The following is a 14,412-nucleotide window of genomic DNA, read 5'->3' as shown; positions in this document are numbered from 1 at the left end:
GTCCCCTCTCATTTCCCCCCGAAAGGGGGTTGCCCCACCGCCCCGCGCGCATGGCATCCTCGCCATTTTTGAGCACAAACGGGGCTGGGGATTCATGCACTTCGAGTTGGCCTTCGTGCTGCTCTTCTCCATCGCGACGGCGGTGGCGATCGCGGCGCGCTACTTCAAGTTTCCGTACACGGTGGCGTTGGTCCTGGCGGGCCTGGGCCTGGGCATCGTGCAGGCCTTCGAACCGCCGCACCTGACGAAGGAGCTGCTGTTCGCGGTCATCCTGCCGGGTCTGCTGTTCGAGGCGGCGTTCCACGTGGACTTCCGCAAGTTCATGAAGAACAAGCTGGCCATCACCTCGCTGGCGATTCCGGGCCTGGTGGCGTCCATGGCGCTCACGGCGCTGCTCTTGTCGCCGGCCATGAGCGGGCTGAACGCGCTGGAGGGCTTCGGCCTCATCCACGCGATGGTGTTCGCGTCGCTCATCGTGAGCACGGACCCCATCGCGGTGGTGGGCCTGTTCAAGGCGCTGGGCGCGCCCAAGCGGCTGGCCATCCTGGTGGAGGGGGAGAGCCTGCTCAACGACGGCACCTCCGTGGTGCTCTTCACGCTGATGGTGGGCGTGGCCGCGGGCCAGGAGTTCACCGTGGGCAGCGCGGTGATGGACTTCATCAAGGTGGCGGGCATGGGCGCCGTCATCGGCGCGGCGGTGGGCTTCGTGGTGGGCAAGGTCATCCTGCGCGTGGAGGACGCCATGGTGGAGATCACCTGCACGGTCATCGCCGCGTACGGGTCCTTCGTGGTGGCGGAGCACTTCCACTACTCGGGCGTCATCGCGGTGGTGGTGGCCGGCATGGTGTGCGGCAACTGGGCGGCCCAGGAGGGCATGGGCCCCACGGTGCGCATCGCGGTGGAGAGCTTCTGGGAGTACCTGGCGTTCGCGCTCAACTCGGTGGTGTTCCTGCTCATCGGCCTGGAGGTGCGGCTGTCGTCGCTGCTCGACTCGTGGCTGCCCATCCTGCTGGCGTACGCGGCGGTGCTGCTGGGCCGCGCGGTGGTCGTCTACGGCGTGTCCGGCCTCTTGCGCTTCACGTCGGAGAAGCTGCCGTGGAAGTGGAGCGCGGTGCTGACCTGGAGCGGCCTGCGCGGCGCGGTGTCCATGGTGCTGGTGCTCGGCCTTCCGAACGACTTCGCCCACCGCGAGCTGCTGGTGAACATGACGTTCGGCGTGGTGGTGCTGTCCATCATCGTCCAGGGGCTCACCATGGCGCCCATGCTCAAGGCGCTGGGCATCACCGGCATCAAGGACGTCTACCAGGAGCAGTACGAGCTGGCCCGGGGGAAGCTGGGCGCCATCAACGCGGCGCTCGCGTCCCTGGAGGCCATGCGCCGCAAGCGGGAGATCCCGGTGGACGTGCTGGAGCCCATGGAGCGCGACTACCAGCAGAAGGCGCAGGCGGTGGAGCAGGAGCTCACCACGCTCAAGCAGCAGTCCAACCGCTTCCACGACGAGGAGCAGCAGGAGGCCATCCGCCGCGTCCTCATCGTGGAGAAGGAGGCCGTCTTCAACGCCTACCATCAGGGCACGCTCAACAAGGAGGTCTACGAGCACCTCACCGCGGAGCTGGACGAGCGCATCGCCAAGGCGAAGGACGACGAGGCCCACGTCCCGGAGGAGGACGCCCCCGCGCCTCCGCCGCAGGCCCTGGCCTCCTGAGCGCCACCGGGGGGCGGCGGCGTCAGCTCGCGCCGCCCTCCACCCGCGACTGGAGCACCGCGCCCAGCACGTCCGCGGTGTCCTCGCGCAGCCGCGACAGGTGCGTGTAGAGCACGTCCTCCACCTGGGCCACCGTCTCCTTCGGCGCGCCCGCCTCGCGCAGCCCCGCCAGCACCGCGTAGGTGGCCACCGCCAGCGGCCCCACGTAGCCGCGCGACTCCTCCCAGAACTCCTCGAAGCACGGCACCGCTTCCCCCGCCACCACGCGCCCAAGCCGCCCCAGGCACGCCTCCCAGTAGGCGCGGTGCGCGTCCCGGGCCGCGTCGTCCGCGAACGGGCCCTGGCGCAACTCCAGCCGCGTGCCGTCCTCCCCCGCTCCGGCCGCATGGAAGGTCAGCTCCGCCCGGGTGCGCCCCGGCGGCACCGGCCCGCCCCCCTCCCAGTCCATCTCCAGCGCCAGGAACCGCCCCGGCTCCACCTGCACGATGCAGCCCACCTGCGAAAACGCCCGGCCCGCCGGGTCCCTCAGGCCCACCCGGTAGGGCTGGCCCAACGCACCGGGGTCCGGCGCGTGCGTGCGGTAGCAGCCCGGCGGCGCGCCGAACCAGCGGCGGATGAGCGCGGGCTCCGAGAGGGCGGAGAACACAGCCTCCGGCGGCGCGGGCAGCCTCCACTCCAGCGTCAGATCGCTCACGCCCGCACCCCCGAGCGCGTGCGCACTTCGAAGCGGGGCACGCTCGCCAGCTGCGCGTCCGGCGCGCGGTACTGCTCCACCACCAGGCTGATCCGCGACGCCTGCACCGACTCCGCGCCGGAGGTGATGGCCTCCACCTCATGCAGCAGGTCGCCCCGGAACATCACCAGCGCGTTCTGCTGTGGCGTCAGCTCCGCCACCCGGACTCCCCGGTGGTAGAGCCGCAGCGCCCCGCCCCGGAGTTCCTTCGGAACCTGGACATACAGCACGCTCACCGCCACCGGGCAGCCGATACTCGGGCCGTAGAACTCCAGGCTCCGGTCGATGTGCGCCGCGACGCTCCGGCCCTTGCCCACCAGTAGCGGGTTGAGCAGGAAGGCGTTGCACTCCGGCAGGAGCGTCTTCGCCAGGTACGGCGCGAACGCCGGGAAGCGCTGGTGGACCTCCGGCAGCGCGTCCCGGCGGAACGTCAGCGAGAAGCCGTATGTGCCGGAGAACTGCCCCGACAGGTTCGACTCCCCCAGGAGCGACGAGCCCAGGATGGCCGAGCGGATGGAGGCCATCGTCTCCTCCGGGAGGACGTCCGGAGTGCGGTGGAAGAAGGTGTCGAGCCGGAAGGCTCCACCCCACGGTGGCTGGAAGCGCATGGCCCCGGAGTCTACCCACCCACGCCGCGCTGCCCCATCCCCCGCCGTCACTCGGGAACGGGCCTCTTCACGGCCACGCGCAACACGACGCGTCAATTCATGACAACACGGCGCGTCAAGGATGACATCAATTTCACTTATTTATCAGTTATCACGTCTAAGTCGAATTCTCCGACCTCCCACCTTGCGGCTCCCAGGCGTTCAGACTTTCTTCGGACAAGCTACGAAGTCCCCTTCGCAGCGCTCGCCGTCCCACGCCCCATCCACCCCCACCATGGAGTTCGCAACCATGAGCCGAAGCAGACTCACGGGAATCGCGCTCGCGTTCCTGGCCGTCAGTTGTCTGACGGTGCAATCCGCAGAAGCCGCCACGTATGGCGTTACGCCATCGGGCTCCTCCGCCGTCTTCTACGTCGACACGACGGACTGGGCGGACATCCACTACGTGCTCAACGGCGGCGGACAGCAGAACATCCGCATGGCGGTGACGGGAGGCCGCAACCAGTACACCGTCACGGGCCTGAGCACCGGCAACACCATCGACTATTTCTTTACGTACTGGGACGTGTCCTGCAACTGCGCGCGGGACACGGCCTGGACGCGCTACACGCACACCGGCACGGGCGGCGGCACGGACGCGGGCACGGGCACGCCTGATTCGGGCACGGGCACGCCCGACGCCGGCCCTCCGCCCAACGGCGACGCGGGCCCGGTGGTGCCGCTGTTCACGAGCAGCACCTCGCTGGAGCCGGCCACGGTGGAGAACACCTCCACGGCCCTCATCACCCGCGTGGGCGACCGCGTTCGCGACCGCCACATGCGCGAGGACCAGTACCAGGCCTACGACCACTACCTGAAGCTGTACTTCGAGAAGCGCACCCACTGGATTGAGATCGTGGACACGGTCGCCAAGGGCGGCAGCGTCATCACGGTGAACCTGTACACGATTTATCCGTATGACTCGCCGGACTTCCGCGCGTTCTTCCGGGGCCTCAACACGGTGGCGGAGTACTTCCACAACGCGGACTTCGTGAAGGTGAACGACTACAAGTACACGTCGTCGGTGAACTTCAACGCCAAGGAAGGCCGCGCCATCCGCGTGGGTGACCGGATGGAGCTGGAGATTGGCGTGTTCCTCCAGGCGCCGGTGGAGGGCCGCTTCAACTACTACTCCACGGGCATGCTCTACATCGTGGGCCAGGGCGGCGTCGTGCCCTTCGAGGGCCAGGGCAGCATCCGCGACTCCTTCCCGCTGCCGGAGAAGGCCTGGGCGGGCGGCCGCACCACGCTGCACACGCCGTTCTCCAATGAGCCGGACAACCGCTTCCTGCAGATGGCCACCAACCTGGCGCCGGTGAACGCGCAGCCCTTCGTGGAGGGCCGCCGCCTGCACCACACGAACTTCCGCGACGGCAGCCACTCCGAGCCGGACAACCCCATCTTCAGCGCGCACGTGAACAAGCTGGGCAACAACCACGTCAACGTGTCCTGCATCTCCTGCCACAAGCAGAACGGCCGCGGCCTGCCGCCCTCCACCACGAACACCACGCTGGACAACTACGTGGTGAAGGTGGGCAAGGTGAACAACGGCGTGGTGTCCGTGGATCCCGCGCTGGGCTTCCGCCTGCAGCCGCGCGCGGTCAGCGGCACGCCGGAGGCGGACGTGCGCATCGGCAGCTGGACGACGACGGCGAGCGGCACGCTGCCCGGCGGCGCGACGTACAGCCTGCGCAAGCCCAACTACAGCTTCCTCAACGTGACGCCGACGAACTTCTCCGCGCGCATCACGCCGCAGCTGGTGGGCCTGGGCCTGCTGGAGGCGGTGCCGGAGTCGCAGATCGCCGGCCTGGCGGACCCCAACGACGCGAACGGCGACGGCATCTCCGGCCGCATGCAGACGGTGAAGGACCCGGAGACGGGCGTCACCCGCATGGGCCGCTTCGGCTGGAAGGCCGGCACGGCGCGCGTGAAGCACCAGGTGGCCGAGGCGCTCAACAGCGACATGGGCGTGACGACCAACGTGTTCAAGACGCAGGACTGCGGCTCGTCGCAGCAGGGCTGCGCGGGCACGAGCACGGAGCTGGGCGACAGTGAGCTGGACAAGATGACCCGCTACATCGCCCTGCTGGGCGTCCCCGCGCGCCGCGACCACTCGGACGCGACGGCGATGCAGGGTGAGACGGTGTTCACCAACGCGGGCTGCGCGAAGTGCCACGCGCCCACGCTGACCACCAGCCAGTACGCGGCGATGACCGAGCTCCGCGGCCAGACCCTCCGTCCGTACACGGACCTGCTGCTGCACGACATGGGCGCGGGCCTGGCGGACAACCTGCCGGAAGGCCAGGCCTCCGGCGCCGAGTGGCGCACGGCCCCGCTCTGGGGCATTGGCCTGACGTCGGGCGTGTCCGGCGGTGAGGCGTACCTGCACGACGGCCGCGCGCGCAACGTCACCGAGGCCATCCTCTGGCACGGCGGCGAGGGCGAGGCCGCCAAGCAGGCCTTCGTGAACCTCAGCGCTTCTGACCGCAACGCGCTCCTGAAGTTCATCAACTCGCTGTAAGGCGGCAGGCCGGTCTCAACCACAGACGCCGGGCGGGAGGGGCCATCCGTGCCCCTCGCGTCCGGCGTCGTGCCGTTTCAGGGCGCGAGCGGCGGCGCCTCGTAGCCCACGGTGCCGTCGGCGTTGCCGTCGTAGGTGCTGGCGCTCTGGGTGAAGGTGGCGTTCTTGAAGACGAAGACGCCCCAGCCGGCGCCCTGCGACACGAGCGAGTCGGACAGCCGCAGCTGTCCCCGCCCCGTGCCGCTCCCCACGGAGATGCTGGCCCGGATGTCGCCCGTGCGCGTGAAGTAGTCACAGCAGAAGGGGTCCGAGCCGCCGTGGCTCACCCGCGCGTGGGCGAGGACGTTGTCCGGGTTCAGGGAGAGGATGGAGATGCCCTTCCAGTACCCCGGCGTCTCCGTCCTGCCCGTGAACACGATGGGCGCCTCCGCCGTCCCTCGCGCCACCAGGGAGCCCGTCTCCGTGATGCGGAGCCCGGACTCCGCCTCGAACTGGAGGCGCACCCCCGGCTCCAGGGTGAGCGCCCCCGCGTACTCCACGGTCGTGTCCGGAAGGCCGGTGGAGACACCATAGGGCACGTCCAGCTTGCGCAGCGTCTGCGCCGTGGCGGTGTCCGCTTCCGGCGCCGCCACCAGGTGGACGGCGTTGTCGCCGTTGGCCTCCGGCTGGGTGGGGCTGTTCCCGGAGTAGATGCTCGCGCCGTCCAGCGCGCCCGCGGCGGCCAGGCTCACGACCACGGGGGCGCCCAGGTTGCCCCGGAAGAGGTTCCGCGAGAAGCCGGGCAGCCGCGCCTTGTTGAAGACGAACAGCCCCTGCGTGCCGCTCTTCTCCACCGTCGTGTGCGCGATGCGCACCTGGCTGCTGGCTCCCTGGTTGGAGCCCACCACCACGGACGCCCGGGCCTCCAGCCTGCCGCCCGGCCCGTAGAAGAAGTCACAGCAGAAGGGCTGCTCGCTGCCCGCGTAGGAGATGACCACGTGCTCCAGCGCGTTCTCGGGGGTGTTGGACTTGAAGGCGAGCCCCTTCCAGAAGCCCGGCGTGGGCGTCGCCCCCGTGAAGGTGATGGGCGCGGCCTCGGTGCCCACCGCCTTGAGGGAGCCCGTCGCGGTGACGAGCAGTCCCGCATCGGGACCGAAGCGGACCACCGTGCCGGGGGCGAGGGTGAGCGCGCCGCTCACCTCCACGACGCCCGTCACCTCATAGGAGCACCGCTCCTCCCCCGGCGCCCAGGCCGTCGTGGAGGTCAGGTCCTTGGAGATGGCCCGGACACAGCCGCTGGGAGAGGGGTCCTCGCCGGGGTCATCCCCCGGCCCGGCCGGGTCTCCGCCGCAGGCCGCCAGGACGGAGGCCACCGCGAAGGGGAGGAAGTGAGGAAGACGGGACAGGTATCGCGTCATGCATGCCACCCAGGAAGGAGCCAGCGACGAAGGCCGCGCTCGCGCAAGGGGGATACGCCGGCCCCGCCCGCTATTCTCACGAAGCGCGAAGTCACTCCCCGGGCTCACGGTGCACGCAGGAACGGGCACCCCTATTCGACGGCGGGAACACATCACCGGACGCCACCTGACACCCGGGTGGCCCGGGTGACTGCGCACGGGCGCACGGTCTGCGTTCGCGATGCGCGATGGCGGACAGGTGCGGGGGCGTCCCCACTCCCGGGCTCGTGAAGCGTTCCGACATTTCCGGTGTCCCTCTTCCCGGAGAACGCACATGGCGCATCGCCCCGCCCCTCCGCCGCCGCTTTCCGACAACGACATCCAGGTGGAGGCCGTGGCCTTCATGGATGCCCGGGGACACTGGCTGACCGCCGTCGCGGCGCGGCGGGGGGCGGCGGTGCGCGAGTTCTTCCGGCAGCACGCCCACCTGCGGCGCGACTTCCTCCGGGAGCGGGCCGAGGAGGAGCGCCGGGAAGGGCGGCTCGCGCTGGAGCTGTTCTCCCGCGCGGCCCAGCGCGTCCGGTGGCTGCTCACCACCGGGGACGGCCCCGCCACGCGCATCCATGGCGCGGAGGCCGGACGCGACCTGGGCCTGCTGTTCGCGGGCACGGACTCCGGACTGGATGGCCTGACGTCGGAGCGGGACCAGCGCTGGAACCTCAACCACCCGCACCCGCTGCCGCCCACCGGCTTTCGCGCGAGCCGCCCCGACGAGGACCAGACCCACCACCTGGCCTTCTACGCGATGTTCGGCGCCTCCAACGACAGCTCCCCCGAAGAGCAGCTGAACAGGCTGATGGGCGCGCTCAGCGACATGGGCCCTCCGGATGATCAACACCTGGCCTGGGACGGCATCGACCTGGGACGCATGCTGGGCGACCCGCGCTTCGACGTGAACGCCTGGCTCTGGAAGACCGTGGGGGACCCGGTCCAGCTCCCCCAGGCCGCCGAGGCCGTCGCCAGCTGAAGGCGATTGCACGCTGGCGCACCGTCACCGCACATCCCGGTAGCCAGCACGCGCGCGCCACGCCACGCTGGCCCTTCCGTGGACGACACCCGCCTCCCCGACCCCGAAGCCCTCCGCCCGCTGCTCACCGACGCGCTGTCGCTGCCCGCGCTGAAGCCCCATGGCCCGCGCCTGGAGCGGCTGCTGGAGGACTACGCGCGGGGCATGGCCCGGAAGGACGCGCCGCTCGTCGTCGCGCTGGTGGGCGCCACCGGCGCGGGCAAGTCCACCCTGCTCAACGCCCTCTCCGGCCAGAACCTCTCCCGTGAAGGCGTGGACCGCCCCACCAGCACCGTCTCCACCCTCTTCGCGCCGGAGGGCACGGCCACGGACGAGCTGGCCCGCACCGGCGCGCGCGTCGTGCGCTACACGCCCGGCCCCCAGGGGCTGTGGAGTGGCCAGGTGTTCATCGACACGCCGGACCTGAACAGCGTGGCCACGGCGCACCGGGAGGTCGCGCGCGCCGCGCTGGACAAGGCGGACGTGGCGCTCGTGGTCATGCACCGGGGCAGCGTCGCGGAGGCCACCCAGGTGGAGTTCCTCAGCGAGTTCGCCCGCCGCCGCGCGCTCGTCTTCATCCTCAACTTCGCGGACGAGCTGTCCGCCGAATCCCGCGACGCGCTGAAGTCCCAGGTCCGCCGCGTGGCCACGCAGCACTACGGCCTGGCCGCGGAGGACGTGCCCGTCTTCGCCATCAGCGCGAGCGCCGCGAAGGACGGCCAGGACGTCTCCGGAGAATTCGGCCCGCTCCTCTTCCACCTGCGCGGGCTGGCCACCCAGGCCGTCGCCGCGCGCGTGCGCCACACCAACGCCCTGGGCGCGCTGGAGGAGCTCGCCTCCACCGTGCGGACGGCGCTCGACGACACGGACGCGCTGCTCGCGAAGACGCGCACCGCGCTGGACGCGGGGCTCGCGCGCGCGGCGGAGTCGCTCCAGGCGGACTTCGACGCGCGGCTGTCCCTGGCCCACGGCCACCTGGCGTCGGAGGTCCGAAGGCAGGCAGCGGGCCGCTTCTGGGGCCCGGCCGCGTGGGGGCTGCGCTTGTCATTGTGGGGGGCGTCCGGGATGGGCGTGGGGGCGCTCGTCGCGCGCCGGAGCCTGCCCGCGGGGCTCGCGGTGGCGGCGGCCTCCACGGTGGTGGACGCGGTGAGGGACCGCACCCGCGCGCGCGCCGCGGAGGTGGCCGTGGTGGAGCCCTTCGAGGACGACTTCCTCGCGGAGTCCGCCGCGCGCACCGCCCTGGCGGAGGCGCGCAGCGTGGCGCGCACGCAGGGGCTGGAGGCGGAAGCGCTGGGCGTGCCGGACGTGGAGGTGATGCTGGCGGAGCTGCGCGTGGCCCGCGCGGGGGCCTGGCGCTACACGGCCTCCACCGCCGTCGCGGAGGCCGTGGCCCGCTGGTGGCGCACGGCCCGCTGGCTGGTGTTGCCGCTCATCAACCTGCCCCTGCTCGCGCTGCTGGGGCACGTGGGCTACCGCGTGGTGCGCGGATACGTCGAAGGCCCCCTGTTGCCGTTGGAGTACTTCCTCAACGCGGGGGCCTTCTTCGGGCTGCTCGCGGGCGCCGGAGCGCTGCTCGCGTCAGCGAGTCTCGTCGGAGCCGCTCGCCATGCGGGGAGAGCGGGCCGGGCGCGATTTGTCGAGGCCCTCGCCGCCCTGGGCAGGCGGCTGGGAGAGGCCGTCGATGATGGCCTTGGCACCGGGCGGCAGGCCGCGCGACGCATCCTGGAGCGGATTCGCGCTGTCGGGTGACATGGACATGACGGCCTGGCCGGGCAGGTGGACACCGCCGTTGGAGGCCATCATCGGCTGCGCGGAGTCCTTGCACAGCGGCGCCGACACCAGCGTGTCACGCACCGGGTCGCCATAGCCCACGATGCGCGCGGGCACGGAGGGGTTGTTCCACCCGGCGCCCTGCTCCTTGGCGACCTTGAAGTGCAGGTGCGCGCCGCACGCCCAGCCCGTCGCGCCGGAGAAGCCGATGAGCTGGCCCTCCTTCACCTTCTCACCGACCTTCACCACCACGGCGCTGAAGTGCAGGTACTGCGTCTCCAGCCCGTCGCCGTGGGAGATGACGACGTAGTTGGCCAGCGGCGCGAACTGCTCGCCGCACCCGCCCTGCTTGCTGTCGCCACGAGCCATGCGCACGACGCCGTCGTGCGACGCCACGATGGGAGTGCCTTCCGGCATCCGGAAGTCCCACGCGAACGTGTCGTTGTGCTGGTGGCTGCCGGTCTCATGACCCTGGCTCACCGTGTAGATGCGACCACATGCGAAGGGCACGCCTACTTCAGGCAGGTTCGCAGCCGCCTGAGCGGGGGGAGGGAGGACAGGAGCCGAAGCCAGGAGGGAGCCGACGAAAAGAGCGGAGATGTTCATATCGGGGCGGGCGGACAACCGGTGCAAGGGCTTGCGCTATTTCCCTTGGATTTTCGCTCACTCCCGAACGGATCACTAGCAGCCGAGCCGCGCCCCGCCCCGTCCCAAGGGGGCGACCCTTGACCACACTCCAGAGGGAGAATGCCCCAAAAGCACGGGAGCCCCTGGCTCCCCGTCTGCTGGGTTGGCAGGCATTGCGCCTCTCAAGCCTTGCCGCTCCAATCCCTGTCATCTGACCAGACATAAAGACAGACGCCCGCCTGCCCGGACGCCCCACGGGCAGGCTCGAGGTTCGCGGATCAACACCCCGGGAACCGGCCACCAGAAAGTGACTGGTCACTTTTTAAGTTGGGGGGTTATCGTTCTGGCATGTCCCCGAAGTCCGCCGCCAGGAAGGTCCAGGCTCCGGTGCGCCGCACGCAGGCGGAGCGCCGCGAGTCGACGCGCCGGAAGCTGCTGGACGCCACCATCGAGGCGCTGGTGGAGCAGGGCTACGCGCGACTGACGACGGTGGAGGTGGCGAAGCGGGCGGGGGTGTCGCAGGGGGCGCTCTTCACGCACTTCGAAACGAAGGAGGAGCTGCTCGCGGTGGCGGTGGAGCACCTCTTCCCCCGCCTCATCCAGGACTTCCTCGCGGGCGTGGGCGCGCGTCCGTCCGGGAAGGACCGGGTGGGGGCGGCGGTGGACATGCTGTGGACCGCCTACCAGCGGCCGGAGTTGCAGGCCGCCATCGAGCTGTACGTCGCGGCGCGCACCAGCCCGGAGCTTCAGAAGGCGCTGGCGGTGGTGGACGGGCCGCACCGCCAGAACATGCACCGCGTGGCGCGCGAGCTGTTCCCGGACGTGGCCGCCACGCACCCGGACTTCGACGACGTGGTGGAGCTGGCGCTGGACGCGGTGCAGGGCGCGGCGGTGGGCGGCGCGGCCCGCCCGGAAGACCCGGCGCACCGCCGCATGTTGGACACGCTGGCGCGCTTCATGCGCATCGCGTTCGCACCCAAGGATTGATTCGCAGGAGGTCAGCAGCCATGGACATGTCGCACATCCCCGACCTCATCACCCCGGCCATCCCGGTGTTCGTCATCACCGTCATCGCCGAGGCCTTGTGGGTGCGCAAGCTGAGGCAGGAGCGCGGCGAGAGCATCAAGGGCCACACGTGGAAGGACACGCTGGCCAGCCTCTCCATGGGCCTGGGCAACGTGGCGGTGAGCGTGTTCTGGAAGGGCGTGGCGTTCGCGGGCTACGCGGCGCTCTACCACCTGACGCCCTTGCGCATGGGCCACGGGCTGGTGGCGTGGGTGCTGCTCTTCTTCCTGGAAGACCTCTGCTACTACGCCTTCCACCGCGTCCACCATGAGAGCCGCTTCTTCTGGGCGTCGCACGTGGTGCACCACTCCAGCCAGCACTACAACCTGTCCACGGCGCTGAGGCAGACGTGGACGCCCATGACGGGCTGGGTGTTCTGGGCGCCGCTGGCGCTCCTGGGCTTCTCCCCGGAGATGATCGTCACGCAGCAGGCGGTGAGCCTGCTGTACCAGTACTGGATCCACACGGAGGCCATCGACCGGCTGCCGCGCCCGGTGGAGTGGCTGTTCAACACGCCGTCGCACCACCGCGCGCACCACGCGTCCAACGCGGCCTACATCGACGTGAACTACGCGGGCATCCTCATCATCTGGGACCGCCTCTTCGGCACCTTCGTCCCGGAGACCGAGCGCCCCATCTACGGGCTGACGAAGAACCTCACCACGCACAACCCGGTGCGCATCGCGTTCCATGAGTTCGCCGCCATCGCCAGGGACGCGGCCCGCCCGGGGCCGCTGAGCCAGCGGCTGGGCTACATCTTCCGCAACCCGGCCTGGAAGCCCAAGGGGGCGCCGCGGCCGGCGGAGACTCCTCCGGTGGAGGCCGCGCCCTCGGCACCGTAGGGGCCGCTCCCTTCCAGGTGGAGGACAGCTTGGGGGGTGGAACCGATGTCCAGGCAACGTGGAGCGCGACATCGTTGCGTCCGCGCCGTGCGGGCCTTGCTACGGTGCGCCGCGACGGTACTGGCGGGCGCCGCGCATGAGGTCGGCGCCCCTTGCAAGGGAGTCGGGTCATGACGGAGCGCGAGTTGTGGGAGCGGTACCAGCGGCACCTGTGCGTCGTCCCCTCCGTGGGGCTCACGCTGGACATCTCCCGCATGAACTTCAGCGCGGACTTCCTGGACGGGATGCGCTCGCGCATGGACGCGGCGTTCCAGGCCATGGACGCGCTGGAGAAGGGCGCCATCGCCAATCCGGATGAGAAGCGCCGCGTGGGCCACTACTGGCTGCGCGCCCCGGAGCTGGCGCCGGAGGCGGAGCTGAAGACGGCCATCACGGACATGCAGGCGCAGGTGGCCGCGTTCGCGAAGGACGTGCACGCGGGCAAGGTGAAGCCCGCGAAGGCGCAGAAGTTCACGCAGGTGCTGATTGTCGGCATTGGCGGCTCCGCACTGGGTCCGCAGCTGGTGGCGGACGCGCTGGGCAGCGGCCGGGACGCCATGCAGGTGCACTTCCTGGACAACACGGACCCGGACGGGATGGACCGGGTGCTCAACGGCCTGGGCGAGCGGCTGGCGGAGACGCTCGCCGTGGTCATCAGCAAGTCCGGCGGCACCAAGGAGACGCGCAACGGCATGCTGGAGGCGGAGGCCGCCTACACGCAGCGCGGCCTGGACTTCGGCGCGCACGCGGTGGCGGTGACGGGCGACGGCAGCGAATTGGATAACTACGCCAGGGGCCACAAGTGGCTGCGCACCTTCCCCATGTGGGACTGGGTTGGCGGGCGCACGTCGGTGATGTCGGCGGTGGGGCTCCTGCCGGCCTGGTTGCAGGGGCTGGACGTGGACGGCTTCCTCGCGGGCGCGAAGGACATGGACGCGGCGACGCGCGGGCATGACGCGGCGGCGAACCCGGCGGCGCTGCTCGCGCTGATGTGGTTCCACGCGGGCGGCGGCAAGGGCCAGAAGGACATGGTCATCCTGCCGTACAAGGACCGGCTGATGCTGATGTCCAAGTACCTCCAGCAGCTGGTGATGGAATCGCTGGGCAAGGAGCTGTCGCTGGACGGCCAGGTGGTGAACCAGGGCATCGCCGTCTACGGCAACAAGGGCTCCACGGACCAACACGCCTACGTGCAGCAGCTGCGCGAGGGCGTGAACAACTTCTTCGTCACCTTCGTGGAGGTGCTGAAGGACCGGGACGGCAAGTCCCTGGCGGTGGAGGGTGAGAACACCAGCGGCGACTACCTGCTGGGGTTCCTGCTGGGCACGCGCCGGGCGCTGTTCGAGAAGGGCCGCGAGTCGATGACGCTCACCGTGCCGGACGTGAGCGCGCGCACCGTGGGGGCGCTGATTGCCTTGTACGAGCGCGCGGTGGGCCTCTACGCGAGCCTGGTGAACATCAATGCCTATCACCAGCCGGGCGTGGAGGCGGGCAAGAAGGCCGCGGGGCGCGTGCTGGAGCTCCAGGGCAAGCTGCTCTCGAAGCTGAAGGCGGCGAAGGCGGAGGCGCGGTCGGCGGATCAGCTGGCGCAGGACATCGGCGCGGCGGATGAAGTGGAGACGGTGTTCAAGCTGCTGGAGCACCTGTCCGCGAACGGCGACCACGGCGTGAAGCGCTCGGGTGGCGCGCGTCCGGCGGAGGCCCGCTTCCAGTCCGTGTGACAAATCATTGCCCGTCAGGGCAATGCCTGACGGATCCAGGCCACGGCTAGCCTGGACCGTCATGGGCCGAGCACACGCGGTGGGGCTGTGGCTGTGCGTCCTGGGCGGGCTGGCGGCATGCCCGGAGGTGCACCGCCCGGGCGGCAAGCTGGACCGGGCGGCGCACAGGGACGCGTTGGAGCAGATCCCGAAATCCATGTGTAGTGAAGAAGACTTCAGGCTGCTCTGTCCCGATGACGTCGAGCCGAGCGAGGAGTGCGTCGCTCGGTGTGGTGGCTCATGACGCGGCCCTGGCACGTT

The 14,412-nt window shown here is 70.3% G+C and carries 10 protein-coding genes and 1 pseudogene; 7 read left to right on the top strand and 4 right to left on the bottom strand.

Features of this window, described 5'->3' with window-relative positions:
• Window positions 1-94: 94 nt before the first annotated feature.
• Window positions 95-1,705: a Na+/H+ antiporter gene (locus D7W82_RS24000; protein WP_120620574.1), complete on the top strand. Its 1,611-nt coding sequence runs from the start codon at window positions 95-97 to the stop codon at window positions 1,703-1,705.
• Between the two features lie 22 nt (window positions 1,706-1,727).
• Here D7W82_RS24000 and D7W82_RS23995 read toward each other — a convergent pair whose 3' ends face one another.
• Window positions 1,728-2,399 carry an SRPBCC domain-containing protein gene (locus D7W82_RS23995; protein ID WP_120620573.1) on the bottom strand — a complete coding sequence of 224 codons (672 nt, stop codon included), beginning with the start codon at window positions 2,397-2,399 and terminating at the stop codon, window positions 1,728-1,730.
• A complete protein-coding gene (locus tag D7W82_RS23990; RefSeq protein ID WP_120620572.1) occupies window positions 2,396-3,046 on the bottom strand; it encodes a 2OG-Fe(II) oxygenase in 651 nt (216 codons plus the stop codon). The genes D7W82_RS23995 and D7W82_RS23990 overlap by 4 nt, the downstream gene beginning before the upstream one ends.
• Window positions 3,047-3,335: 289 nt before the next feature.
• Between D7W82_RS23990 and D7W82_RS23985 the strand changes: the two genes are divergently transcribed.
• Window positions 3,336-5,606, top strand: a complete 2,271-nt coding sequence (locus D7W82_RS23985) for a di-heme oxidoredictase family protein (protein WP_199727818.1) — start codon at window positions 3,336-3,338, stop codon at window positions 5,604-5,606.
• A 77-nt stretch (window positions 5,607-5,683) separates the two neighbouring features.
• On the opposite strand, the gene D7W82_RS23980 is transcribed toward D7W82_RS23985, so the two are convergent.
• Complete coding sequence (locus D7W82_RS23980; protein WP_120620570.1) at window positions 5,684-7,003, bottom strand: hypothetical protein; 1,320 nt, start codon at window positions 7,001-7,003, stop codon at window positions 5,684-5,686.
• A gap of 313 nt (window positions 7,004-7,316) precedes the next feature.
• On the opposite strand from D7W82_RS23980, the gene D7W82_RS23975 reads away from it, so the two are divergent.
• Together D7W82_RS23975 and D7W82_RS23970 are read left to right on the top strand one after the other, a co-directional pair.
• Window positions 7,317-8,009: a hypothetical protein gene (locus D7W82_RS23975; protein WP_120620569.1), complete on the top strand. Its 693-nt coding sequence runs from the start codon at window positions 7,317-7,319 to the stop codon at window positions 8,007-8,009.
• Window positions 8,010-8,087: 78 nt separating this feature from the next.
• A complete protein-coding gene (locus D7W82_RS23970) occupies window positions 8,088-9,797 on the top strand; it encodes a GTPase (RefSeq protein ID WP_120620568.1) in 1,710 nt (569 codons plus the stop codon).
• A 222-nt stretch (window positions 9,798-10,019) separates the two neighbouring features.
• Here D7W82_RS23970 and D7W82_RS42585 read toward each other — a convergent pair.
• Window positions 10,020-10,187 (bottom strand): annotated as a pseudogene (locus D7W82_RS42585) (peptidoglycan DD-metalloendopeptidase family protein); the annotation flags it as partial.
• A 606-nt stretch (window positions 10,188-10,793) separates the two neighbouring features.
• Here D7W82_RS42585 and D7W82_RS23960 point away from each other — a divergent pair.
• The 3 genes from D7W82_RS23960 (at window position 10,794) to D7W82_RS23950 (ending at window position 14,112) form a co-directional block, all read left to right on the top strand.
• Window positions 10,794-11,432, top strand: a complete 639-nt coding sequence (locus D7W82_RS23960) for a TetR/AcrR family transcriptional regulator (RefSeq protein WP_120620567.1) — start codon at window positions 10,794-10,796, stop codon at window positions 11,430-11,432.
• A 20-nt stretch (window positions 11,433-11,452) separates the two neighbouring features.
• The gene (locus tag D7W82_RS23955) at window positions 11,453-12,352 is read left to right on the top strand and encodes a sterol desaturase family protein (RefSeq protein WP_120620566.1); all 900 of its coding nucleotides are present in this window, start codon (window positions 11,453-11,455) and stop codon (window positions 12,350-12,352) included.
• Window positions 12,353-12,522: 170 nt separating this feature from the next.
• Window positions 12,523-14,112 (top strand): glucose-6-phosphate isomerase, encoded by a 1,590-nt coding sequence (locus D7W82_RS23950; protein WP_120620565.1) that lies wholly within the window; start codon window positions 12,523-12,525, stop codon window positions 14,110-14,112.
• The last annotated feature ends 300 nt before the right edge of the window (window positions 14,113-14,412 follow it).

It is taken from the genome of Corallococcus sp. CA049B (genome assembly GCF_003611685.1).
In the GTDB taxonomy this organism is placed as follows: Bacteria; Myxococcota; Myxococcia; order Myxococcales; family Myxococcaceae; genus Corallococcus; species Corallococcus coralloides.
The sequence above is the reverse complement of the archived record's forward strand: the minus strand, read 5'-3'. Positions and strand labels throughout refer to the sequence as shown.

What these genes read in the sequence shown, in the direction of transcription:
- D7W82_RS23960 (WP_120620567.1), top strand. Translation starts at nt 10,794, where the DNA reads ATGTCCCCGAAGTCCGCCGCCAGGAAGGTCCAGGCTCCGGTGCGCCGC.
- D7W82_RS23950 (WP_120620565.1), top strand. Translation starts at nt 12,523, where the DNA reads ATGACGGAGCGCGAGTTGTGGGAGCGGTACCAGCGGCACCTGTGCGTC.
- D7W82_RS23990 (WP_120620572.1), bottom strand. Translation starts at nt 3,046, where the DNA reads ATGCGCTTCCAGCCACCGTGGGGTGGAGCCTTCCGGCTCGACACCTTC.
- D7W82_RS23985 (WP_199727818.1), top strand. Translation starts at nt 3,336, where the DNA reads ATGAGCCGAAGCAGACTCACGGGAATCGCGCTCGCGTTCCTGGCCGTC.
- D7W82_RS24000 (WP_120620574.1), top strand. Translation starts at nt 95, where the DNA reads ATGCACTTCGAGTTGGCCTTCGTGCTGCTCTTCTCCATCGCGACGGCG.
- D7W82_RS23980 (WP_120620570.1), bottom strand. Translation starts at nt 7,003, where the DNA reads ATGACGCGATACCTGTCCCGTCTTCCTCACTTCCTCCCCTTCGCGGTG.
- D7W82_RS23955 (WP_120620566.1), top strand. Translation starts at nt 11,453, where the DNA reads ATGGACATGTCGCACATCCCCGACCTCATCACCCCGGCCATCCCGGTG.
- D7W82_RS23975 (WP_120620569.1), top strand. Translation starts at nt 7,317, where the DNA reads ATGGCGCATCGCCCCGCCCCTCCGCCGCCGCTTTCCGACAACGACATC.